Source organism: Pseudovibrio sp. SCP20 (assembly GCF_057774105.1).
The window spans coordinates 1364867-1387522 of sequence record NZ_JBYMDH010000001.1 but is presented as its reverse complement, the minus strand read 5'-3'; the positions used below and the strand labels follow the sequence as shown (position 1 = coordinate 1387522).

At 52.5% G+C, this 22656-nt stretch carries 20 protein-coding genes and 1 tRNA gene; 14 read left to right on the top strand and 7 right to left on the bottom strand.

The window, feature by feature from the left end; genetic code table 11:
* Positions 1-4: 4 nt before the first annotated feature.
* The 3 genes from secF (at position 5) to AC3CB2_RS06095 (ending at position 2377) form a co-directional block, all read left to right on the top strand.
* The gene (secF, locus tag AC3CB2_RS06105; RefSeq protein WP_008546498.1) at positions 5-946 is read left to right on the top strand and encodes a protein translocase subunit SecF; all 942 of its coding nucleotides are present in this window, start codon (positions 5-7) and stop codon (positions 944-946) included.
* 146 nt (positions 947-1092) lie between these two features.
* Positions 1093-1497, top strand: coding sequence for an Mth938-like domain-containing protein (locus AC3CB2_RS06100; protein WP_014285781.1), 405 nt, complete (start codon positions 1093-1095; stop codon positions 1495-1497).
* 19 nt (positions 1498-1516) lie between these two features.
* Entirely contained in the window at positions 1517-2377 is an 861-nt protein-coding gene (locus AC3CB2_RS06095; protein ID WP_352930056.1) for a phytoene/squalene synthase family protein, read from the top strand.
* A gap of 53 nt (positions 2378-2430) precedes the next feature.
* On the opposite strand, the gene trmFO is transcribed toward AC3CB2_RS06095, so the two are convergent.
* A complete protein-coding gene (gene trmFO / locus AC3CB2_RS06090) occupies positions 2431-3828 on the bottom strand; it encodes a methylenetetrahydrofolate--tRNA-(uracil(54)-C(5))-methyltransferase (FADH(2)-oxidizing) TrmFO (protein WP_352930058.1) in 1398 nt (465 codons plus the stop codon).
* 235 nt (positions 3829-4063) lie between these two features.
* Here trmFO and AC3CB2_RS06085 point away from each other — a divergent pair, with 235 nt between their 5' ends.
* A complete protein-coding gene (locus AC3CB2_RS06085) occupies positions 4064-4648 on the top strand; it encodes a hypothetical protein (RefSeq protein WP_352930060.1) in 585 nt (194 codons plus the stop codon).
* A gap of 671 nt (positions 4649-5319) precedes the next feature.
* Here the strand turns inward: AC3CB2_RS06085 and uvrA are convergent.
* Entirely contained in the window at positions 5320-8253 is a 2934-nt protein-coding gene (uvrA, locus tag AC3CB2_RS06080; protein ID WP_352930063.1) for an excinuclease ABC subunit UvrA, read from the bottom strand.
* Positions 8254-8654: 401 nt separating this feature from the next.
* Between uvrA and AC3CB2_RS06075 the strand changes: the two genes are divergently transcribed.
* Positions 8655-9200: a single-stranded DNA-binding protein gene (locus tag AC3CB2_RS06075; protein WP_014285775.1), complete on the top strand. Its 546-nt coding sequence runs from the start codon at positions 8655-8657 to the stop codon at positions 9198-9200.
* Between the two features lie 219 nt (positions 9201-9419).
* Here AC3CB2_RS06075 and AC3CB2_RS06070 read toward each other — a convergent pair.
* Positions 9420-9494: transfer RNA gene (locus AC3CB2_RS06070), tRNA-Glu, on the bottom strand.
* A gap of 192 nt (positions 9495-9686) precedes the next feature.
* Positions 9687-10127 (bottom strand): VOC family protein, encoded by a 441-nt coding sequence (locus AC3CB2_RS06065; protein ID WP_352930068.1) that lies wholly within the window; start codon positions 10125-10127, stop codon positions 9687-9689.
* A 414-nt stretch (positions 10128-10541) separates the two neighbouring features.
* On the opposite strand from AC3CB2_RS06065, the gene AC3CB2_RS06060 reads away from it, so the two are divergent.
* Entirely contained in the window at positions 10542-11123 is a 582-nt protein-coding gene (locus AC3CB2_RS06060; RefSeq protein WP_008546686.1) for a cold-shock protein, read from the top strand.
* Positions 11124-11276: 153 nt separating this feature from the next.
* A complete protein-coding gene (locus AC3CB2_RS06055) occupies positions 11277-11678 on the top strand; it encodes a DUF192 domain-containing protein (protein WP_352930071.1) in 402 nt (133 codons plus the stop codon).
* Positions 11679-11739: 61 nt separating this feature from the next.
* Here AC3CB2_RS06055 and galE read toward each other — a convergent pair whose 3' ends face one another.
* The 3 genes from galE to AC3CB2_RS06040 all read right to left on the bottom strand — a co-directional run bounded on the left by galE (position 11740) and on the right by AC3CB2_RS06040 (position 14488).
* Positions 11740-12729 carry a UDP-glucose 4-epimerase GalE gene (gene galE, locus AC3CB2_RS06050; protein ID WP_352930074.1) on the bottom strand — a complete coding sequence of 330 codons (990 nt, stop codon included), beginning with the start codon at positions 12727-12729 and terminating at the stop codon, positions 11740-11742.
* An 81-nt stretch (positions 12730-12810) separates the two neighbouring features.
* Positions 12811-13743: a cation diffusion facilitator family transporter gene (locus tag AC3CB2_RS06045; protein WP_352930077.1), complete on the bottom strand. Its 933-nt coding sequence runs from the start codon at positions 13741-13743 to the stop codon at positions 12811-12813.
* Positions 13744-13855: 112 nt separating this feature from the next.
* Entirely contained in the window at positions 13856-14488 is a 633-nt protein-coding gene (locus AC3CB2_RS06040) for a MarC family protein (RefSeq protein ID WP_008546602.1), read from the bottom strand.
* 408 nt (positions 14489-14896) lie between these two features.
* Here AC3CB2_RS06040 and gyrA point away from each other — a divergent pair, with 408 nt between their 5' ends.
* The 7 genes from gyrA to tgt all read left to right on the top strand — a co-directional run bounded on the left by gyrA (position 14897) and on the right by tgt (position 22614).
* On the top strand, positions 14897-17614 hold the full coding sequence (gyrA, locus tag AC3CB2_RS06035) for a DNA gyrase subunit A (protein WP_425328933.1): 2718 nt from the start codon (positions 14897-14899) through the stop codon (positions 17612-17614).
* 45 nt (positions 17615-17659) lie between these two features.
* Entirely contained in the window at positions 17660-18208 is a 549-nt protein-coding gene (locus tag AC3CB2_RS06030; protein ID WP_488390220.1) for a DUF2199 domain-containing protein, read from the top strand.
* 145 nt (positions 18209-18353) lie between these two features.
* Entirely contained in the window at positions 18354-18857 is a 504-nt protein-coding gene (gene coaD / locus AC3CB2_RS06025) for a pantetheine-phosphate adenylyltransferase (RefSeq protein ID WP_352930084.1), read from the top strand.
* 198 nt (positions 18858-19055) lie between these two features.
* Positions 19056-19562, top strand: a complete 507-nt coding sequence (locus AC3CB2_RS06020) for a peptidylprolyl isomerase (protein WP_014285766.1) — start codon at positions 19056-19058, stop codon at positions 19560-19562.
* A gap of 55 nt (positions 19563-19617) precedes the next feature.
* Positions 19618-20079: a peptidylprolyl isomerase gene (locus AC3CB2_RS06015; RefSeq protein ID WP_086003620.1), complete on the top strand. Its 462-nt coding sequence runs from the start codon at positions 19618-19620 to the stop codon at positions 20077-20079.
* A 271-nt stretch (positions 20080-20350) separates the two neighbouring features.
* Entirely contained in the window at positions 20351-21436 is a 1086-nt protein-coding gene (queA, locus tag AC3CB2_RS06010) for a tRNA preQ1(34) S-adenosylmethionine ribosyltransferase-isomerase QueA (protein ID WP_352930087.1), read from the top strand.
* Positions 21433-22614: a tRNA guanosine(34) transglycosylase Tgt gene (gene tgt / locus AC3CB2_RS06005; protein ID WP_352930090.1), complete on the top strand. Its 1182-nt coding sequence runs from the start codon at positions 21433-21435 to the stop codon at positions 22612-22614. Before queA ends, tgt begins: the two co-directional genes overlap by 4 nt.
* The last annotated feature ends 42 nt before the right edge of the window (positions 22615-22656 follow it).

Sequence of the window (22656 nt, the reverse complement as noted above, 5' to 3'; positions counted from 1 at the left end):
CTTTATGAAACTTCTTAGACTTGTTCCGGAGCAGACCAACTTCCGCTTTATGCATTGGCGGGTGTTGAGCTTCCCGTTTTCTGGAATTACAGCAGTTCTTTCCATCGTTCTGTTCCTGACAGTCGGCCTGAACTACGGCATCGACTTTAAGGGCGGTACACTGATTGAGCTGCAGTCCACGAACGGTCCTGCTAACCTTTCTGAAATTCGCCGGACCCTTGGTGGTCTCAATCTGGGTGATGTTCAGGTACAGGAATTCGGTAGTCCTACCGAAGTTCTGATCCGCATTGAATCTCAGGGCGAAGGTGAAAGTGCACAGCAGGATGTGGTTGAAAATGTTCGCAGTGCTTTCACTGATGGATATGAGTTCCGCAGAACTGAGGTGGTTGGGCCACGTGTTTCCGGTGAGCTTGCGTATGCAGGCACGCTGGCGGTTGGTTCTGCGCTGCTGATGATCATGTTCTACATCTGGTTCCGCTTTGAATGGCAGTTCGCAGTTGGCGCGATCATCACAACGTTCAACGATATTCTGCTGACGGTTGGTTTGTTTGCGATACTGCAGCTGGACTTTACGCTGTCCAGCATCGCGGCGGTGCTGACGATTATCGGTTACTCGCTCAACGATACGGTGGTTGTTTATGACCGTATTCGTGAGAACCTGCGTCGCTACAAGCGTCTTTCTCTGGAAGAGCTGCTTGATAAGTCCATCAACGAGACCCTGTCCCGTACAACAATGACATCTGTCACCACCTTGCTGGCACTGTTTGCGTTGTACTTCCTGGGCGGTGAAGTGATCCAGTCCTTCGTGCTGGCGATGATCTTCGGTATCGTGATTGGTACTTACTCTTCCATCTTCCTTGCCTCTCCGCTGCTGATGCTCATGAAGCTTCGCACCAGCGTGTTTGACAAGAAAGACGACGAGACATCTCCTGCAAAATCCGCTTAACCTGCGGAAACAGCTAGAGTTTTAGATGGGGCTGACTACAGTTGTGGTCAGCCCCATTTTCTATTGGACATTCTTTCGCGTGTAATTAAACAGAAGGCTATCATTTAGCGCGTATACTGGGCTAAAACAGCCCATCGGAGGTCATTATGGGAAAACGCGGTGAGCCTTTGGAAGTGCGGGATGCGCATTATCCGAGCATGGTTCAGATCGATGCCTACGGAAATGGCGGGTTTCGATTTGCCGATATGTCCCATCGTGGTTCTTTGATGTGCGTGCCTTCTGGCGTGTATGGCTGGGAACCTAAGACCTTTGAAGAAATCACCGACGAAGCCTTGGAGCAGGTGCTTCAGGAATCTGATGGCATTGAAGTGCTGCTGATTGGTGCTGGTGATGAGTTGAAGCCGTTCCCGGAAGCCCGTAAAGCGCCATTCCGCGAGAAAGGCATCATGGTCGACAGCATGTCCACCGGTGCAGCTGTGCGCACTTACAATGTGCTTCTTAATGAAGACCGGGCCGTGGCCGCTGTTTTTATTGCCGTTGAAAATACCTGAATGAGCATGGGACCCAGCTATGAGCCAGGCCTATAACTACTGCAATGACTTCGTAAAACGCTTCTCTTATGAGCGGTATCTGAGCACGCTTTATGCGCCGATCACTGCGCGCCCGAGTCTGATTGCGCTTTATGCGTTTGCCTGTGAGATTGCGCGGATCCGTGAGCTGGTGAATGAGCCGATGCCCGGTGAGATCCGGCTACAATGGTGGCATGATGCGTTGAGTGGCACGGACCACGGTGATGTGATGCATAATCCGGTGGCGCAGGCGATCATCGAGACCATCGAACATCATAAACTGCCGCGCGAGCCGTTCCTTAATCTGATCTCAGCGCGCCGGTTTGATCTTTACTCTGACCCGATGCCAACAGTGAATGATCTGGAAGGGTATTGCGGTGAGACCAGTTCTGCGCTGGTTCTGCTTGCCTCCATGATCCTGAGTGGGAAGCCGGCGGATCGTCAGGTCTCTGATGCGTGTGGGCACGGCGGTGTGGCTTATGCCATGTCTGGCCTGATGCAGACATTGGCATGGCAGGCCTCCCGCCAGCAGCAGTTCATTCCGAAGGAAGTTCTGGAGCGGCACGATGTGGATCCGAGTGCTTTGAAAGGCAATCGGTCTGATGATGGTGTCTGGGCTGTGTTTGAGGAAATGGTGGAGCTGAGCCGGAAGCATCTGGATGACTGTGAAGAGGCTCTTGAGGGGATCGATAAGTCTGTTCTGCCAGCGTTTTTGCCGGTGTTTCAGGTGGAACTATTCTTCAATGAGGCGGACAAGGACAGCTTTGAACCGCTGCAGGTTTGTGGTGGCGCACCGCATATTCGGCGGATGTGGCATATGTGGCGCACATCGCGCCGTCTTGCCAGATTGTCCCGCAAATAGAAAAAGGCCGGAATTTCCGGCCTTCTTTGTATCTTGTGCTAGGTGCTTGCTCTTTAAACGGTCGCAACCCAAGCTTTGAAGTCATCCAGACCACGTTTGGCCATGACCTGCTTTTTCAGGCGGGTCTTTTCCTTACCGCGCAGACGCTTGCCTTCCGGATGCTTTGGCATTTCGTCCAGAGGAGGCAGTAGGCCGAAGTTGATGTTCATCGGCTGGAAAGACCGTGGGCCTGAACCATCTTCACGATCGATGTGGCCACCGGTGATGTGGTTGATGATCGCGCCGCAAGCGGTTGTTGCAGGTGGTGGTGCGATGTCCGTGCCAAGAGCCTGATGGGCTGCGAACAGGCCAGTCATGCAGCCAACAGCGGTGGATTCAACATAACCTTCACACCCAGTGATCTGACCTGCAAAGCGCACATGTGGCAGAGCCTTGAGGCGCATTTGCTCATCCAGCAGACGTGGTGAGTTGAGGAAGGTGTTGCGGTGCAGGCCGCCAAGGCGGGCGAACTGAGCATCTTCCAGGCCTGGGATCATGCGGAAGATTTCGGACTGCGCGCCGTACTTCAGCTTGGTCTGAAAACCAACCATGTTGTAAAGCGTGCCCAGAGCATTATCCTGACGCAGCTGAACAACAGCGTAGGCCTTGATGTCTGGCTGGTGCGCGTTGGTCAGACCCATTGGCTTCATTGGGCCATGGCGCAGAGTTTCGCGACCACGTTCTGCCATGACTTCAATTGGCAGGCAGCCGTCGAAGTATGGGGTGTTTTCTTCCCATTCTTTAAAAGATGTTTTCTCGCCGCCGATCAGCGCGTCGATGAAGGCTTCATACTGCTCTTTGTCCATCGGGCAGTTGATGTAGTCTTTGCCAGTGCCGCCCGGACCAACTTTGTCGTAACGCGACTGGTACCACGCCTTGTCCATGTTGATGGACTCAGTGTGGATGATAGGTGCGATCGCATCAAAGAAGGCGAGGGAGTCTTCGCCGGTTGCTTTCAGGATCTGCTCGGACAGTGCTGGGGAGGTCAGCGGGCCGGTTGCCAGGATAACCTGACCGTTGTCAGCTGACGGGATCTCAGTCACTTCTTCGCGGATGATCTCGACGTTCTCGTGGCCTTCCAGTGCAGCCTGGACTGCTTCGGAGAAACCATCACGATCCACGGCCAGAGCGCCGCCCGCAGGTACCTTGTTGGCATCTGCTGATTTCATGATCAAAGAGCCAGCTGCGCGCAGTTCTGCATGGAGCAGGCCAACGGCGTTGTTTTCGGCATCGTCAGAACGGAATGAGTTGGAGCACACCAGTTCTGCCAGGCCGTCTGTTTTGTGAGCGTCGGTCTCACGGGTCGGGCGCATTTCGTGCAGAACGACCTTGAGGCCTTTTTCTGCAATCTGCCATGCTGCTTCGGAGCCTGCCAGGCCGCCACCAACCACGTGTATGGGTTGCTTCGTCATTTCCTATCCAATCGACTGGGCTTCTGTTGCGCTAAAGCGTCCATGGAAGCCTAAGTGTTTATCGCTTGCGAATTGCTTAGCCTCTGAACTTGCTCAGTTCAATCATTTAGGCCATCAATCTTCCATGGTTGTGCAAAGTGATTCACATAAACACATGTATTTTTCAAATAAGAAATTCAAGAAGGTTTCTCGGGGCTTAGTGCTTGCAATTGCTGCAGTTGGGCTAAGTGCCTGCATGAGCCAGATTAATCGGCCGACGAGCACCTGGTATGCCCAGATGGGCGGTATCGAAAATAAGGGTGACACACTTTACATCTGCCATGGGTTTGGATGCGAGTATCGAACTGCTGTCACCTTTAGCCAGAAAGACCAGCGCCGCCTTCGCGCCATCCTGAAGCGGGGCAGTCGTAGTCCTGAAGCAGAGCGCGCGGCAATTTCCAAGGCAGTGCAGTGGCAGGAAAAGCGTGTGGGCCCCGTGGTTGGCTCTTCCAACGATATTGGCGGGCTGGACATGAGCAACGGCAATGTCCGCGGGCAGATGGATTGCATTGATGAGGCGACCAACACCACCAGCCTGCTGGCTTATGCAGGTTCACAAGGGTGGTTGAAGTACCACCGCGTGGCGCGTCCGGCTTCCCGTGGCTTCTTCTTTGATGGCAAATACCCGCATGCGTCTGCTGTTGTTGTTGACACGACAACAGATATTCCATGGGTGGTGGACAGCTGGCGTTTGAGTAACGGTGAACCGCCGGACATTTTGCACATGTCCAGATGGTTGACGATGACCAGTGCGGATCTGGTGAAGCCAGTGACCAAGTAAGTCTGGTTCACTCTCAAAACTGAGAGCAAAAGAATGAGAGCGTATCAGCACAGCTGGTGCGCTTTTTCTTTATTGTGTGCTGATTGGGAAGTCGTCTGGGCGATCAGTGAAAAACAGGGCCCTAAAACAGCTAACGCCCGTCGATGGGAGGAACGACGGGCGAAGCTAGTAAACAGAGAACTGGGAGGAAATCTCTGTTTTGAAACCATCAAGCGGCTTGGGAGGAGGTGCCACTTGAGGATTGTATGTTAGGCTGCCGAGGTTTGATTGGGAGGAGTTCCTCAGCGGCCTTGAGTTGATTTATACAAAAGACTTTCCGATTGTGCATCACATCATTTCGCATGTCCGATATGCAAAAAATGCATGGCATTGTGGCGAATGATGGCGCTAACACTCCTCAAAACGACATAAATGCCAAGAAGTGCGATTGTGCGTCGCAGCAATTTTGTGATCTGCGGCACAAATCTGCATACCTGAAAAGCTGAAAGGCCGGTTTTCAGGCACTTAGAGCTAAAAATTTAATCATATTTCAAGGAGTAAGGCGCTTTGAGCCGATGTCGCAGACAAAGGTGCGTGCATTGGCAACTTATGCCATTGGAGTGAGGTGAGCGGCTCTGCGTGCGCAAAATGTGCAAAAGAAAAGGCCGGGACAGTGCCCGGCCTTTGGATAACTATTCTGCTGCGTCCAGTTTGTTGGCGCTTCGTCGATCAAACAGTTCTTTGAGGAACTGACCGGTATAGCTTTCCGGCACCTCTGCAACGTCCCTTGGGCGACCGGTTGCCACGATGGTGCCGCCACCATCGCCGCCTTCTGGACCAAGGTCGAGAATCCAGTCGGCAGTACGGATCACTTCCAGATTGTGTTCAATCACAAGCACCGTGTTGCCCTGATCTACGAGTTCGTGAAGAACATCGAGCAGTTTGGCGACATCATGGAAGTGCAGGCCGGTTGTTGGCTCATCCAGAATGTAAAGCGTGCGGCCTGTGGAGCGCTTGGAAAGCTCTTTTGCCAGTTTCACGCGCTGCGCTTCACCGCCAGACAAAGTGGTTGCCTGTTGGCCAACCTTGATGTAGCCGAGGCCAACGCGGGCGAGGGTTTCCATTTTATCGCGGATGGATGGCACGGCGGAGAAGAAGCCAGCTGCTTCCTCAACAGTCATATCCAGAACATCTGCAATGGATTTTCCTTTGAACTGAACTTCCAGCGTCTCGCGATTGTAGCGTTTGCCTTTACAGACATCACACGTGACGTACACATCCGGCAGGAAGTGCATTTCAATCTTGATGACACCGTCACCCTGACATGCCTCACAGCGTCCGCCTTTCACGTTGAAGGAGAAGCGGCCTGGCGCATAACCACGTGCTTTTGCTTCCGGCATGCCTGCGAACCACTCGCGGATCGGCGTGAAGGCGCCGGTGTAGGTGGCCGGGTTAGAGCGTGGGGTTCTGCCAATTGGAGACTGGTCGATGTCGATGACTTTATCCAGTCGCTCCAGACCTTCGATACGGTCATGCGGAGCAGGGTTGTCGCGCGCACCGTTGAGGCGACGAGCGGTTGCCTTGTAGACGGTATCGATCAGGAAGGTGGATTTGCCACCGCCGGACACACCTGTCACACAGCTGAATGTACCAAGCGGGATGCTTGCGTCGACTTCTTTCAGGTTGTTGCCGCGGGCGCCGAAGACCTTGATCTGACGGTTCTTGTCAATCTTGCGTGGCTCATCCGGCTGCGGGATGCTCATTTTGCCGGAAAGGTACTTACCAGTGAGAGAGGCAGGGTTGGCCATCACTTCTTCTGGTGTACCTTGTGCAACCACCTGGCCGCCATGAATACCAGCGCCCGGTCCCACATCCACCACATGGTCAGCTGTGAGAACGGCGTCTTCGTCGTGTTCAACCACGATGACGGTGTTGCCCAGATTACGCAGGTGTTTCAGCGTTTCCAGCAGACGTGCGTTGTCGCGCTGGTGGAGGCCGATGGATGGTTCGTCCAAAACATAAAGAACGCCGGTGAGGCCGGAACCAATCTGAGATGCAAGACGGATACGCTGGCTTTCGCCACCTGATAGGGTGCCGGAGGAGCGGTCCATGGAGAGATACTCAAGACCAACGTCATTGAGGAACTTCAGGCGCTCACGGATTTCCTTCAGGATGCGATAGGCGATCTCGTTCTGTTTGTCTGAGAGCTTCTCTTCGATGCTGGAGAACCAGTCGTGTGCTGTTTTGATGGAGAGTGCGGTGATCTCGCCAATGTGGCGGTCTGCAATCTTCACGCACAGCGCTTCTGGTTTTAGGCGGTAGCCATTGCAGGCGTCACAGGCGTGGTCGGATTGGTAACGGGACAGCTCATCGCGCACCATTTGGGAATCGGTTTCACGCCAGCGGCGTTCGATGTTGCCGACGACGCCTTCAAACGGCTTTTCTGTTTTGTAGGAACGGGTGCCGTCATCATAGACGAACTGCACTTTGGTTTTGCCTGTGCCAAACAGGACCGCATTGCGGAAATCTTCTGGCAGTTCCTTCCAGGCTTTGGTCATTGGCTGTTTGTAGTGCTTGGCCAGCGCTTCCAAGGTCTGGGTGTAATAAGGAGAGGTGGAACCGGTTTTGGACCACGGCAGGATTGCGCCGCCGCGCAAAGACAAGGACTGATCCGGCACAACAAGTTCAGCTTCAAACGCCAGTTTGGTGCCCAGACCGTCACAGGTCGGACAGGCGCCGAACGGGTTGTTGAATGAGAACAGACGCGGTTCAATCTCAGGAATCGTAAAGCCGGAGACCGGGCAGGCGAACTTTTCTGAAAAGACGATTTGCTTGGCTTTGCCTTTTTCGTCCTTCTGATCGGCAAACTCAATTGTTGCCAGGCCTTCGGCCAGTTCCAGAGCTGTTTCCAGAGAATCTGCGAGGCGGCCAGTCATGTCTTCACGCACGACAACACGGTCAACGACCACATCAATGTCGTGCTTGAATTTCTTATCCAGTGCTGGCGCATCAGCGATTTCGTAGTACTCGCCATCAATTTTGACGCGCTGAAAGCCCTTTTTCATGAGCTCGGCGAGCTCTTTTCTATACTCCCCTTTGCGGCCACGCACGATTGGGGCCAGCAGGTAAAGGCGTGTGCCTTCGTCCAGCATCAAGACGCGATCGACCATCTGAGAGACGGTCTGGCTTTCAATCGGAAGACCGGTTGCCGGGGAGTATGGGATGCCAACACGCGCAAACAGAAGGCGCATGTAATCGTAGATCTCAGTCACCGTGCCCACGGTGGAGCGTGGGTTTTTGGAGGTCGTCTTCTGCTCGATGGAGATGGCTGGAGACAGGCCGTCGATCTGATCAACATCCGGTTTCTGCATCATTTCAAGGAACTGGCGGGCGTAAGCGCTCAGGCTTTCAACGTAGCGGCGCTGCCCTTCAGCGTAGATGGTGTCAAAGGCGAGGGAGGATTTGCCTGAGCCGGACAGGCCGGTCATGACGATCAGGCTATCGCGTGGAAGGTCCAGATCCACATTTTTCAAGTTATGTTCGCGTGCGCCGCGTACAGTAATCTGCTTCATTAGATCAGCGCGCGTGGAATTGTTTTCGATGTCATGTGTTGGCGACTTCGCCATGGAACTGTCCTTTATCACGGATGCCGAGTTCGCATATAAAAAGCAAAACAGGTCAAGGCGCGATCCTCAAAATGAAGGAGAATGTGCGCTGGAAATCAGGTGGAACATAAACGGAACAATTTTAAGGAGCAAGCCTTTTTGAGTTCGCTCTCGGAAAATTGTCCTTTAGAAAAATTGAGAGTTGAACTTGGCGGTTTCACAAGGCATTGTACTGGAACAAATATAGAACGAGTGGAGAGCCTTGCTTCCTGACGCCTGATATTCAAAGGGAAAGCCTCGGAAATGTGGACAACCGAGGCCGCTTTTGCGAAAGCCTGTTTGATTTGTAGAGCGCGGAGCATAGGTTACTTGCCAACTTAACCTGCTCAGCTATGAGTTGGTTCAGATTTAGGAGTAATTCAATGGCCGGTAGCGTCAATAAAGTCATTTTGGTTGGAAACTTGGGCGCAGATCCGGAAATTCGCCGTACGCAGGATGGTCGTCCGATCGTCAACTTGCGCATCGCGACTTCCGAAAGCTGGCGTGATCGCAACAGCGGCGAGCGTCGTGAACGTACTGAATGGCACCGCGTTGTTGTGTTTAATGAAGGCCTTGCAAAGGTTGCTGAGCAATACCTGCGCAAAGGTTCCAAGGTTTACATCGAAGGTCAGCTGCAGACCCGCAAATGGCAGGACCAAAGCGGTCAGGACAAGTATTCTACCGAGATTGTTCTGCAGGGCTTCAATTCTACGCTGACCATGCTTGATGGTCGCGGTGAAGGCGGCGGTATGGGTGGCCAGGGTGGTCAGTCCGGCGGCGGCTTTGGCGGCGGCGGTGGTGGCTACGACCAGGGCGGTGGCTTTGGTGGCGGTGGCAACCAGGGCGGTGGCTTCGGCGGAAGCGGCGGCGGTGGACAGGCTCCATCCGGCGGTTTCGGCGGCGGAATGGACGACGAAATCCCGTTCTAAGCCAAGCGCGATATTCTTTAAGGCCCGGTGTGAGTGCGAGCTCATTGCCGGGCTTTTTTGTTAGCCGCAGTTTATGAGAGTGCGCAGCTTCTCTCAGCTTGGGAGCTGATAGAGTTAGACTTGCAGGGTAGGAGGTCGCTAGAGCAGAGACGCTTTGTATGCATTTATGCAGACGAAGCCATTTGCTTGCAGATCTTATCACAATGTAAGGAAGAGAAATGGCACGCCCAAGGGGAATCGAACCCCTGTTTCCGCCGTGAAAGGGCGGCGTCCTAACCGCTAGACGATGGGCGCACTCTACAGCGTTTTCGCCGTGCGGCGCGCTGTGTGAGGAGGCTTATAGGTTTTCACTAGGATAATGTCTAGTGCTTAAAATTTTATAATTCAAACAATCCACAAATATGAGGATGGCATATACTTTTCTTAATTATGCTTTGATTTCAGCGCCTCAATGCTGATTGAGGCGCTGCATCAGATCCTCTGGGATTACCAGCTTCCGGTGTTGCCCATGGAGAGCCATGGTTCGGCTGGCTCAAGATTTCCGCCTTTTTGTAGCAGTTCGATGGAAATGCCATCTGGAGAAACGATGAATGCCATGCGGCCGTCACGTGGTGGGCGGTTGATGGTGATGCCAGCCGCCTGCAGTTTTTCGCAGGTCTCATAGATGTTATCGACTTCATAGGCGAGGTGGCCGAAGTTGCGGCCGCCGGTGTATTCCTCCGGGTCCCAGTTATAAGTCAGTTCCAGCGCAGGAGCAGAAGAAGCGTTGAAGGCTTCTTTATCTTCAGGTGCAGCAAGGAACACCAATGTGAAACGGCCTGCCTCACTTTCGTGGCGGCGTACTTCTTCCAGTCCGAAAATGGTGCAGTAGAAGTTAAGTGACTCATCCAGATCTTTGACCCGGACCATGGTGTGCAGATAACGCATGTCGAACTCTTTCTTATAGGGGTGGCTCTCAGAACAGGAGCCAGCGGAGGTTGAAGTTGAGCGAAGCTAGCGTGAAAAATGATAAAGGGAAAGGGTGCCTAGTATTTCTGATTTGGGAATATACAAGGTACGCTTCGCAGTAGTGTGTATCCGATGAAGTGGTGGGCTTTCGAAAGTAACACGGGGTTTCATGGGATAAAATCTTCAGTAGTGTTAGCTATACCCCCTCCAAACTTCAGGTAAATGGTGTTGATAGGACAACACTAACCAAATCAATGGGGGATCATTTAGCTCTTTGTTAATTTTTTACCTTCTTGGCGTCGGGCGTGATGATATTCTTTTCGTGGAATCAAGTGGCGTTCGGTTCGAAATGGACGCTACATTTCAGATGCGGCAAATTTCGGGGCATTCATCATGGTGGTAAAAACGGCGCCTCAGGTAGGCTCTGTCGAGGACCTGGTTGACGATACAGCCTTAGATGTTCTTCAGGTAGCAGGAACAATCAAGTGGTTTGATATTGGGAAAGGCTATGGTTTTGTAGAGCCGGAAGACGATCTGCCTGACGTCTTGCTGCATGTTACATGCTTGCGCAGAGACGGGTATCAGACTGCCTATGAGGGGGCTCGCGTTGTTTGTGAGGTCTTAAATCGTCCACGTGGTTTGCAGGCGATGCGCATTCTTTCCATGGATGAAAGCTATGCGGTTCATCCGTCACAGCTGCCGCCATCCCGCACTCATGTTCAGGTCACGCCAGAGGGTAGCTTTGTTGAGGCTGAGGTGAAGTGGTTTAACCGTGTCAAAGGCTTTGGCTTCCTGACACGCGGTGAAGGCACGGAAGATATCTTTATTCATATGGAAACTCTGCGCCGCTTTGGTATCACTGAGTTGCGTCCAGGCCAGAAGGTTCAGGTGCGCTTTGGGGATGGTCCAAAAGGCAAGATGGCTGCAGAGGTTCGCCCTGTTGGAAATGGCACACATATTCCAGCATCGCACTAAAGAGATCTGTTTGATCAGATCACAATATTGAGATTTGCCGATTTCAAGCCCTTGGTGACTTGCCAAGGGTTTTTCTTTGCCTCAAAGCTTAAAGAAAAGAGGTTCAGAGCGAGCGGTATGACGGTTCTTCGATTAGCTTTTCTAGTATTATTAATGGGTGTGACAACAGCGTTTTCAGCAGGTATGCGAACTGAAACGGTTGAGGTTCGTAGCGATAACGGGACACATGAGTTTCAGGTTGAGGTGGCCGAGACGGCTGATGACAGAGCGCAGGGACTGATGGGGCGGACTGATCTGAAGCCGGATCAGGGAATGTTGTTTATTTTTCCGCAATCGGGTCTTCAATACTTCTGGATGAAAAACACACCGACTTCGCTCGATATCATTTTTATTGGCTCTGATTACAAGATTAAGAGCATCGCAGCGAACACGGTTCCGTTCTCTGAGGAGATTATCCCTTCTGGATTGCCTGCAAAATATGTTCTGGAGGTTCTGGCAGGTCGTGCTGCTGAGCTTGGGATTAAGCCCGGAGATCGGGTTGTTCGCATTCCATAAGGATGCCTGGGTTTTCTGAAATAGAAGGGGTGCCGACTGAGAGTTTCAGTCGGCATTTTTGTTAGAGGCTGTTTCTGAATTGGAGCTTCTTTTCCCAGTCCAGCGCGTGCTTCACGATTGTCGGCAGATCATCGAACTGTGGCTTCCAATCCAAGTTGCTCATAATCCGGGAGTTGTCGGCCACCACTTTTGGAGAGTCGCCGGCGCGGCGTGGCTCTTGTTTGACTTCAAAGTTGACGTCGGAGACAGCTTTCACAGCATCAATCACCTGCAGTACGGAATAGCCGTCGCCATAGCCAGCGTTCATGACGATGCTGTCGCCGCCATCACGCAGGCGCTTGAGGGCGAGATAGTGCGCGCTTGCGAGGTCGGACACGTGGATGTAGTCACGCACACCGGTGCCGTCGGGAGTGTCGAAATCATCGCCAAAAATGCCGAGATGAGTGCGCTTGCCAAGCGCTGCTTCGCAGGCAACCTTGATCAAATGGGTGGCGTTTTTGGTTGATTGGCCTGTACGGCCTTCAGGGTCGGCTCCTGCCACGTTGAAGTAGCGCAATGCGGTGTATTTGAAGTCATGCGCGGCGGCGGTGTCGCGCAGCATGAGCTCTGTCATAAGCTTTGAAGTGCCGTAAGGGCTTAAGGGGGTTAGGGGGGCATCTTCAGAAACCGGAATAACTTCCGGATCCCCATAAACAGCAGCTGTAGAAGAGAAGATGAAGTGCTTGATGTCATTCTTCACGCACGCTTCAATCAGTGTGCGTGAAGCAGCTGTGTTATTGTTATAGTATTTCAATGGGTTAGAGACGGATTCTGGTACAATAATTGAGCCGGCGAAGTGAATAACTGCCGTGATATCATGATTGCGGAAAATCGTCTGGAGCAGATCAAGATCTGTGATCTCACCTTCGTAAAGCTTAGCGCTCTGCGGTATTGCCCAGTCAAAGCCAGTGGACAGGTTGTCGATGACAACGAAGTCCTCTTTGGCATCGTGAAGGCACCACGTCATATGGCTTCCAATATATCCGCAGCCGCCTGTTACAAGTATGGTCATTGTCTGCTCCAAGACTCTCAAAATAGGTGTGTTTCATAGAGTGCTTCCTGCCGGATCTCTATGCAAAAGAATTGGTCTTGATTATTCGCCCTCAAGAATCTGATGGTCACGTGCGGCCTGTACTTCCAGAAAGACGCGTCCGATCACGGGGTGCGCGCGTTTGATTGTGTCTTCCAGCGAGAAGATGACTTCCTCAACGGCGCCTGCCGTCAGAGCGTCTTCAAAGTCCAGAGATGCTGCAAGAAGAACGTCATTCGGGCCAAGGTGCAATGTGCGGATTTCGTTGACACCTCTGATGGCTGATGGTGCGTTCAGGATCTCGCGAACGGATGCTACGAGCTCGTCAGAGGCGCTTTCGCCGATGAGGAGGCCTTTGGTTTCAAGGGCGAGCACGAAGGCTGTGCCTGCAAGGATAAGCCCGATGATGACTGATGCTGCACCGTCTAGCCAAATGATACCAAAAGTTTGAGCGCCCCAGATGCCGCCAAGGGCAACAAGAAGGCCCAACATTGCGGCGGTGTCTTCAAACAGAACGGTGAAGACGGTTGGGTCTTTGCTGTCGCGCACCGCTGTCATGAACGGGCGTTTGCCCTTGGTTTTTTGGAATTCTTTGAACGCGACCATCCAGGCCCAGCCTTCGAAGATGATGGCAAGGCCCAGAACCACATAAGCGACAAATGCGGATTCGAGTGGATGCGGATGGATGATCTTCTGGATGCCTTCGTAAAGCGAGATGCCAGCGCCGACCGCGAAGATCATGATGGCGACAACGAAAGCCCAGAAGTAGATTTCGGAGCCGTAGCCAAATGGGTGTTTTTCGTCAGCGGGCTTTTCTGCGCGCTTCATGCCAAGCAGCAAGAGGCCTTGATTGCCTGTGTCGACAAGGGAGTGGATGCCTTCGGACAGCATTGCGGCTGAGCCGGTGTAAGCTGCGGCGCCAAACTTGGTGATTGAAATGAGTGTGTTGCCAGCAAGGGCGGCGAAAATGACTTTCTTGGAGCCGTGGGCAGCCATTCGAATCCTCCATAAAATACAAGGGTGACTTTACGAAGGGGATTTTGGACTTCAAGTCCTATCTCATTTTCGGGAAGGGTGCGCCCACAAGTGCTGCGGGCGCAAAGCTGTTTTAAGAGTGCATCTCGATCAGCGAGAAGATGCCGTCTGCGACGAACTGAACGGACAGGGCCGCAAGGATCACGCCGAAGAGACGGGTGATGATCAGCTGAACAGTTGAGCCGAGCAGTTTGTCGATGCGCGCTGCCAGCAGGAATACGAAGAAGCTTAGTGCAAGCACGGAAAGGAGGACTGCGATCAGGCTCATCTGGCCTGTGAAGCCCGGTGCCTGGCCCGCAAGCAGGATGATGGCAGAGATGGTTGCCGGACCTGCAATGAGAGGAATAGCCAGCGGGAACACTGCCGTTTGAGATAGGTCTTCCTGCTCAACCACTTTTTCGGCGCTTTCAGCTTTACGCTTCTGGCGATGTTCGAACACCATCTCAGTTGCAATGATGAAGAGCAGAAGGCCGCCCGCAACCTTAAAGGCCGCTTGAGAGATGCCGAGAACTTCCAGAAGCTGGCGTCCGGCAAAGAAGAATGCCAGGAGCGTGACGCCAGAGATGATCACGGCTTTGATCGCGATCTGACGGCGCTCAACACTGCTTGCCCCGGCGGTTACGGCCAGAAAAATCGGTGCCAGACCAATAGGGTCAATGGTGACAAACAGCATGGCAAATGCATTGATCAGAAATTCAATGAGCATTGCGCTTTACCTTGTATGTGGGGTGGGCCCGACTTCGGGCGTTTTTACCCGCAATTCTGCGGTTCTTGAGAGGGCGCTAACAGACAATGTTGTATTTGGCAAGAGTTTGATAGGTTTTTGCACTACCTGAACTGAGCTTAGTATTTTTATGAGGAAGAGCGAGGCTTTTAAGCAACGAAACTGCGTAGAAAGGCCTAGGGACCTGCCGCGGATCAGGCCGTGGGGTAAGGTAGTTGTTATTAGGTGTCTTTTCAGGGCTTGTGGCGTTTGGTTCTGCGGTTTGAATCGGCTATAAAGGTGCGGAATTCTGACTTAAATTGATGAGAATAATCCTTGGCAGATCAGGACTTAAGTACACCACCAGGTGGCCTACCCAGCGACATTCGGCCCGTCTCTATCACAGATGAAATGAAGCGCAGCTATCTCGATTATGCGATGAGCGTGATCGTAAGCCGTGCGCTTCCCGATGTTCGTGATGGTTTGAAGCCGGTTCACCGCCGTATTCTGTATTCCATGCATGAAAACGGATATGAGTGGAACAAGCCCTACCGTAAATCCGCCCGCGTCGTTGGTGACGTTATGGGTAAGTATCACCCACACGGTGATAGTGCGATTTATGATGCTCTTGTTCGTATGGCGCAGGATTTCTCCATGCGTCTGCCGCTCATTAACGGGCAGGGTAACTTTGGCTCGATTGACGGTGACCGCGCTGCGGCGATGCGTTACACCGAATGTCGCCTCGAAAAAGTTGCTCACACTCAGCTTTCCGATATCGACAAAGATACGGTCAACTTCCATGAGAACTACGATGGTTCCGAGCAGGAGCCTGAAGTTCTTCCGGCTCGCTATCCGAACCTGCTGGTCAATGGTGCTGGCGGTATTGCGGTTGGTATGGCGACCAATATTCCACCGCACAACATGGGTGAGGTGATTGACGGCACGATCGCAATGATCGAGCGCCCTGAAATCACTCTGCCCGAGCTGATGGAAATCATTCCGGGCCCAGACTTCCCGACTGGCGGCATTATTCTTGGCCGCGCGGGTATCAAAGCGGCTTACGAGAATGGCCGCGGCTCCGTCATCATGCGCAGTAAGGTGGACACGGAAGAGATCCGTGCCGGCCGTATGGCGATTATCGTCTCCGAGATCCCTTATCAGGTCAACAAGTCTGCAATGATCGAAAAGATTGCAGAACTTGTTCGCGAGAAGCGTATCGAAGGTATCTCCGATATTCGCGATGAGTCTGACCGTCAGGGCATGCGCGTTGTTATTGAGCTGAAGAAGGATGCGGTTCCAGATGTCATCGTGAACCAGCTCTATCGCTACTCTCAGCTGCAGCAGAGCTTCGGCTGTAACATGGTGGCGCTGAATGGTGGTCGTCCTGAGCAGCTTGCTCTGAAAGACATGCTCAAGGCCTTCATCGCGTTCCGTGAAGAAGTTGTTGGGCGCCGTACACGCTTCCTGCTGGCAAAAGCACGTGATCGTGCGCATGTGTTGGTCGGTCTGGCTGTTGCGACTGCGAACATTGATGATGTTATTCATCTGATCCGTACTGCGCCGGATCCTGCGACTGCGCGTCGTCAGTTGATGGAGCGCAACTGGCCCGCAAAAGACATTGAGCCTCTGATTCAGTTGATCGATGATCCGCGTTATGCAATTCAGGAAGATGGCACATTCAAGCTATCTGAAGATCAGGCACGCGCTATTCTGGATCTTCGCCTGCAGCGTCTGACCGCTCTGGGTCGTGACGAAATTGGCGACGAGCTGGATAAGCTTGCTGCGGAAATCAAAGACTATCTGGATATTCTGAAGAGCCGTGAGCGCATCCTTGAGATCGTTCGTACTGAGCTTGAAGAAGTTCGTGATGAGTTTGCGACACCGCGACGGACCGAGATCACCGACGGTGGTGGCGATCTGGATGATGAAGATCTCATCCAGCGTGAAGATATGGTCGTGACCGTCTCTCACTCTGGCTACATCAAGCGTGTTCCTCTGGATACTTACCGTGCACAGCGTCGTGGTGGTAAGGGCCGTTCCGGCATGCAGACGAAGAACGAGGATTTCGTAACGCGTCTGTTCGTTGCCAACACGCATACGCCGGTTCTGTTCTTCTCTTCCCGTGGCATCGCCTACAAAATGAAAGTTTGGCGTTTGCCGCTGGCTGGTCCTCAGGCTCGTGGTAATGCATTGGTGAACATGCTTCCTCTGGAGCAAGGCGAGCGCATCACATCTATTCTGCCGCTTCCTGAAAATGAGGAGACATGGGCAGAGCTGGATGTGTTGTTTGCGACCAAGCGTGGCACCATTCGTCGGAACAAGCTCTCTGATTTTGCGCAGATCAACAAGAACGGCAAAATCGCGATGAAGCTGGAAGAGGGCGATGGCATCGTGAACGTGATGACGTCAACCGAAGACGATGATGTGCTTCTGACGACATCTGCGGGCATGTGTATTCGCTTCCCAACGACAGATGTGCGTGTGTTCTCCGGACGTAACTCCGTTGGTGTGCGTGGTATCAACCTTGCTGAGGGTGATCACGTTATCTCCATGACCATCCTGCGCCACTTCGACTGTGATTCAGATGAGCGTACCGCTTACCTGAAGCTTTCCCGTGCGATGAGTGGTGAAGAGGGTGCTGAGAGCGTATCCTTTGAAGATGCTGGCATGACCAAAGAGCGTTTTGAGGCAATGGACGAGAATGCAGAAGTCATTCTTACTGTTTCTGAAAACGGTTACGGCAAGCGCACCAGCTCTTACGAGTACCGCACCACTGGTCGTGGCGGTAAAGGTATTGCTGCAATGACTGTGAACGATCGAAACGGTCGTCTGGTTGCTTCCTTCCGAAGTGAAGAGAGTGATGAGATCATGTTGGTGACCAACGGTGGTCAGCTGATCCGTTGTCCTGTTCACGGTATCCGTGTTGCTGGTCGTTCTACGCAGGGCGTGATCGTCTTCAATACGTCTGCGGATGAAAAAGTTGTTGCAGTGGAGCGTATTAGCGAAGCTGATGACGACGAAAACGTGGAAGCGGAAGTTGCAGCTGAAGGCGAAGCCGATAACGGCGAGGCTGGAGCAGTTCCACCAGCACCTGAGAGTGACGGCGACGAGACGCCAAGCGCTGAATGATTTGAGAGTTCAGATGGGCAGAGAGAAATCTCTGCCCATTTTTTATTGACTTGGATCGAAGATTTGTTCTGGCGAAAACCAAAAACGTTGAGCTTCAAGTATCGTTGTGACTGCTGTGGGCAAGTGCATGACGATGCTCCAAGTGTAGCGTATGATGCTCCCCTTCCATTTTTGTCGCAGGATAAAGAAGTTCAGGACGCCGGGAACTTGGATGAAAATCGATGTGTTTACAAAGATGAAGCTGGAGATCACTTCTTCATCAGAGCAACAATGGACGTTCCTGTACATGGGCTGAACGAAACGTTTCTGTGGGGCATTTGGGTCTCTGTCAGCGAAAAGAGTTTTCGAGACTATTCTTTGGATTCAAATGTGAATGTAGAGGAGAGGGGGTACTTCGGGTATTTGGCAAACAACTTGCCTTTTTATAATGAGACTTATGGACTACCTGCCAATGTTGAACTCAGGAATTACAACTTGCGGCCCGATGTTTTGCTGCACAATGGAGACCATGAGTTGATACGTGATCAGCAAAGTGGAATTAGCATCGAAAAAGCTCGTCAAATCTTCCATCTTTTCCTACATCGGTCATCTTAATGTGATGATGCAACATTCTGCCTACTCTAAATGGCCAGAAACAGCTTGAAACACTTAGTAAAAATAGGTTCAATCGCGCAAACGCCCGAGAGGTAAGCGTCATCTTCGATGCTTATGGGGGGTATCTAGTGACGCGAGATATTATATGAAGCGCATTGCACTTTATCCTGGCTCTTTTGATCCTATGACACACGGCCATCTGGATATTCTGGAGCAGTCGTTGGTTCTGGCTGATGAGGTGGTCGTTGCCATCGGTATTCAGGCTTCCAAAGCTCCGTTGTTTTCTTTTGAGGAACGGGTGGAGCTGATCCGCCTTGCTTGCGAAGAACAGTTTGGCAAGGAAAATGCAGCGCGCATTCGCACTGTTTCCTTCACCGGGCTTGTTGTTGATGCGGCTCGGGAGCATGGCTCTAACATCCTGGTGCGCGGGCTTCGCGACTCGACAGATCTCAACTACGAAATGCAGATGGCTGGTATGAACGGTGCCATGGCGCCGGACATCAAGACTGTCTTTTTTCCAAGTTCGCCTGTGATGCGCCCAATTACGGCTACACTGGTGCGCCAGATTGCAAAGATGGGGGGAGATTACAGTTCGTTTGTCCCCAAGTGTGTTGAGGCTGCGCTGAAAAAGCGCTTTGAGATTGCTTAAAAACAACGCAACAGGAAAGACTGCCTATTTGATAGGGTTAGACTTTTTTAGCGCGTCGCGTTTATGTGCAATCACGCATCACCGCTAATTAATGTTTTGTATGCGTATCCTGCACTTCAAGTCGATTGGGGCTTAGGGCGGTGCGCTTTGGTTAAGACAAGGACAGAAATCTTGCTACGTATCCTGACAGCATGTGCGATGGTTCTGGGCGCATTTATGATGCCTTTTACTGCCAGCGCCAAAGATCTTGAAAACACGATTTATCTGGACCTGAAAGATGGCCGCGTTGAAATCGCGCTGCGTCCTGATCTTGCTCCTGAGCACGTCAAGCGCATTAAGCAGCTGACCCGCGAAGGTTTTTATGATGGCATCGTCTTCCACCGTGTGATTGATGGCTTCATGGCGCAGACGGGTGACCCAACTGGCACTGGCATGGGTGGTTCTGAACTGCCTGATCTGAAGGCTGAGTTCTCCAAGGCACCTTTCAAGCGCGGTACCCTTGGTATGGCTCGCTCCCGCAGCCCGCACAGCGCGAACTCCCAGTTCTTCATTATGTTCAATGAAGGGTCCTGGCTGAACGGTCAGTACACCGTATTTGGTGAAGTGGTTTCCGGAATGGACGCTGTAGACAAGATCAAACGCGGCGAACCTGTTCGTAACCCTGATAAGATCATCAAAATGCAGGTTGCGGCAGACGCCAAGTAAAGGCTATGTCTGCACTCAGACTTATTCTAAGATAAAGGACAGTCCCGTGGCTGATATCAAAGATCCAGAAAACACACTGCTGCTGGAAACCACTCAGGGTAACGTTGTTATTGAACTGCGTCCTGACTTGGCACCTAACCACGTTGCTCGCATTAAAGAGCTGGTACGTGAAGGATTTTACAACGGCATCGTGTTCCACCGTGTGATTGACGGCTTCATGGCTCAGACCGGCTGCCCACAGGGTACAGGTACCGGCGGTTCTGGCAAGAAGCTGAAAGCTGAGTTCAACGATGCGAAACACGTTCGCGGCACTTGCTCCATGGCTCGCTCCATGGACCCGAACTCCGGTGACAGCCAGTTCTTCATCTGCTTCGGCGAAGCAAACTGGCTCGACGGCCAGTACACTGTTTGGGGTCAGGTTGTTGAAGGCATGGACAACATCGACAAGATCAAGCGCGGTGAGCCAGTTGTAGACCCAGACAAGATCGTTTCTTTGAAGGTTGCAGCAGACGCTTAATTTTGAGCGCATTGCGATTTTTGAAAAGGCTCGGCAATTTGCCGGGCCTTTTCTTTGCCTGCATGCAAATGGACGCGGCAAGTCTAAACAGGTTGACCTTAATCGCACTAAAGGGTATCCCCCAGTGGCTTCAAGCGTTTGGCTGCGGGATAGGTGACAGTAAGGCCTGCAGGTGACCAGCGTTTGAGCCGTAATTCCAATAAGACAGCGGATAAAAGGCGACCACATTTTGTGCGGCGCTGAGATGCTGTTTTGTAAAGCTGGGTACCCTATGCTGGTTGATGATTTTGATTTTGACCTGCCGCCGGAAAACATTGCGCTCCGCCCGGCAGTTCCGCGTGACAGTTCACGCCTGTTGGTGGTGCGCCCAGATGGCGAGCAACTACTAACAGATGATCAGGTGCTGTCTCTGCCTGATCTGCTGGAGCCGGGCGATGCTCTGGTCTTCAATGATACAAAAGTAATTCCCGCGCAGCTCCTTGGCTTCCGCACCCGTGATGGCGTGACGGCTAAAGTTGGTGTGACGCTACACCAACGCGCAAGTGTAAAAGAGTGGCGTGCCTTTGTGCGCCCAGCAAAAAAGCTAAAAGTGGGCGATACCGTTCGCTTTGCTTTTGATGAAGAAAGCAAAGATGCGGCTGAACTTTCTGCAGTTGTGACTGAGAAGTCCGAAGCAGGAGATATCCTGTTTGAGTTTGATCGCTCCGCAGGTGACCTAGACGCTGCGATTGCGCAGGTCGGTCACATTCCGCTGCCGCCGTATATCGCGGCCAAGCGAGCAGAAGATGATCAGGACCGTAAAGACTATCAGACCATCTACGCAAAGCATGAAGGCGCTGTTGCTGCGCCAACCGCTGGCCTGCACTTTACAGATCGCTTGTTTGCAGCTTTGGAAGAGCGCGGCGTAGAAAAGCACTTTGTGACGCTTCATGTTGGTGCAGGTACGTTTTTGCCAGTGAAAGCTGACAAGACCGAAGATCACAAGATGCACTTTGAGTATGGTGAAATCAGCGAAGAGACTGCTGCTGCGCTCAACGCTGTACGTGCACGTGGCAATAAGATCGTTTCTGTTGGCACGACTTCTCTGCGCATTTTGGAAAGTGCGGTGACGGAAGAAGGGATCATCAACCCGATCTCTCAAAGCACCGACATCTTTATTACGCCGGGCTACCAATTCAAAGCCATCGATGCGCTGATGACCAACTTCCACCTGCCGCGCTCCACGCTGTTCATGCTGGTAAGTGCGTTGAGTGGTATGGAAGAAATGCGTGCCGCGTATGAACACGCCATCAGCTCTGGCTACCGTTTTTACAGTTATGGAGACAGCTCGCTGCTGTTCAAGAAGGCTTCAAAATGACCGAAACGACTATCGATACACAGCAGGACGCCAAGCCGTTTTCCTTCAAGCTGCTGAAGACCGATGGCATGGCCCGCCGTGGTGAAATCACAACCCCACACGGCAAGGTGCGCACGCCAGCGTTTATGCCAGTTGGTACGCAAGCGACCGTAAAAGCCATGTACCCACAACAGGTGCGTGATCTGGGCGCTGATGTCGTTCTAGGCAATACCTACCACCTGATGCTGCGCCCAACGGCTGAGCGTATCGCCAAGCTGGGCGGCCTGCACAAGTTCATGGGCTGGGATCACACAATCTTGACCGACTCTGGTGGATTCCAGGTGATGTCCTTGTCTGGCCTGCGCAAGATGACCGAAGAAGGTGTGACCTTCTCCTCACATCACGATGGCTCCAAGCACTTCATGAGCCCAGAGCGCTCCGTTGAAATCCAGGGCCTTCTGGGTTCCGATATTCAGATGCAGCTCGATGAGTGTATCGCGCTTCCTGCTGAGCGTGATGAAGTTGAGCGCGCCATGCAGCTGTCTCTGCGTTGGGCCGAGCGCTCCCGTGCTCAGTTTGAGAAAATGGGTGGACCGCAAAAGGGGCAGGGCCTCTACGGTATTGTTCAGGGTGGTGATGTACCTGATCTGCGCATTGAATCTGCTCAACGTCTCGGTGAACTTCCTATGGAAGGGTACTCAGTTGGTGGATTGGCGGTCGGTGAGCCTCAGGCTGTGATGCTGAAGATGCTGGAAATCACCACGCCAGCGATGCCAAAAGACAAGCCGCGCTACCTGATGGGCGTTGGTACGCCTGAAGATATTCTGGAAAGTGTTGCGCGTGGTATCGATCAGTTTGACTGCGTCATGCCAACTCGCGCTGGCCGCCACGGTCTGGCTTACACCCGTTTTGGTAAGGTGAACCTGAAGAACGCCCGTCATGCAGAAGATCCACGCCCGTTGGATGAGCTGTCCAACTGCGAAGCAACTTCCAAATACTCCCGCGCTTACCTGCATCATCTGGTGCGCGTGAATGAAGGTCTGGCAGCGATGCTCCTGACCTGGAACAACCTTGCGTACTACCAGTACCTCATGCAGGGCATCCGCGATGCTATCGATGAAGGCCGCTTTGAAGAGTTCCGCCAGAAGACCAAAGAAGACTGGGCCCGCGGCGATATTGAGCCTTATGTTTGGTCATAAGACTGTATCTCATTGAACAACAAGAAGGCTTGGATGTAATTG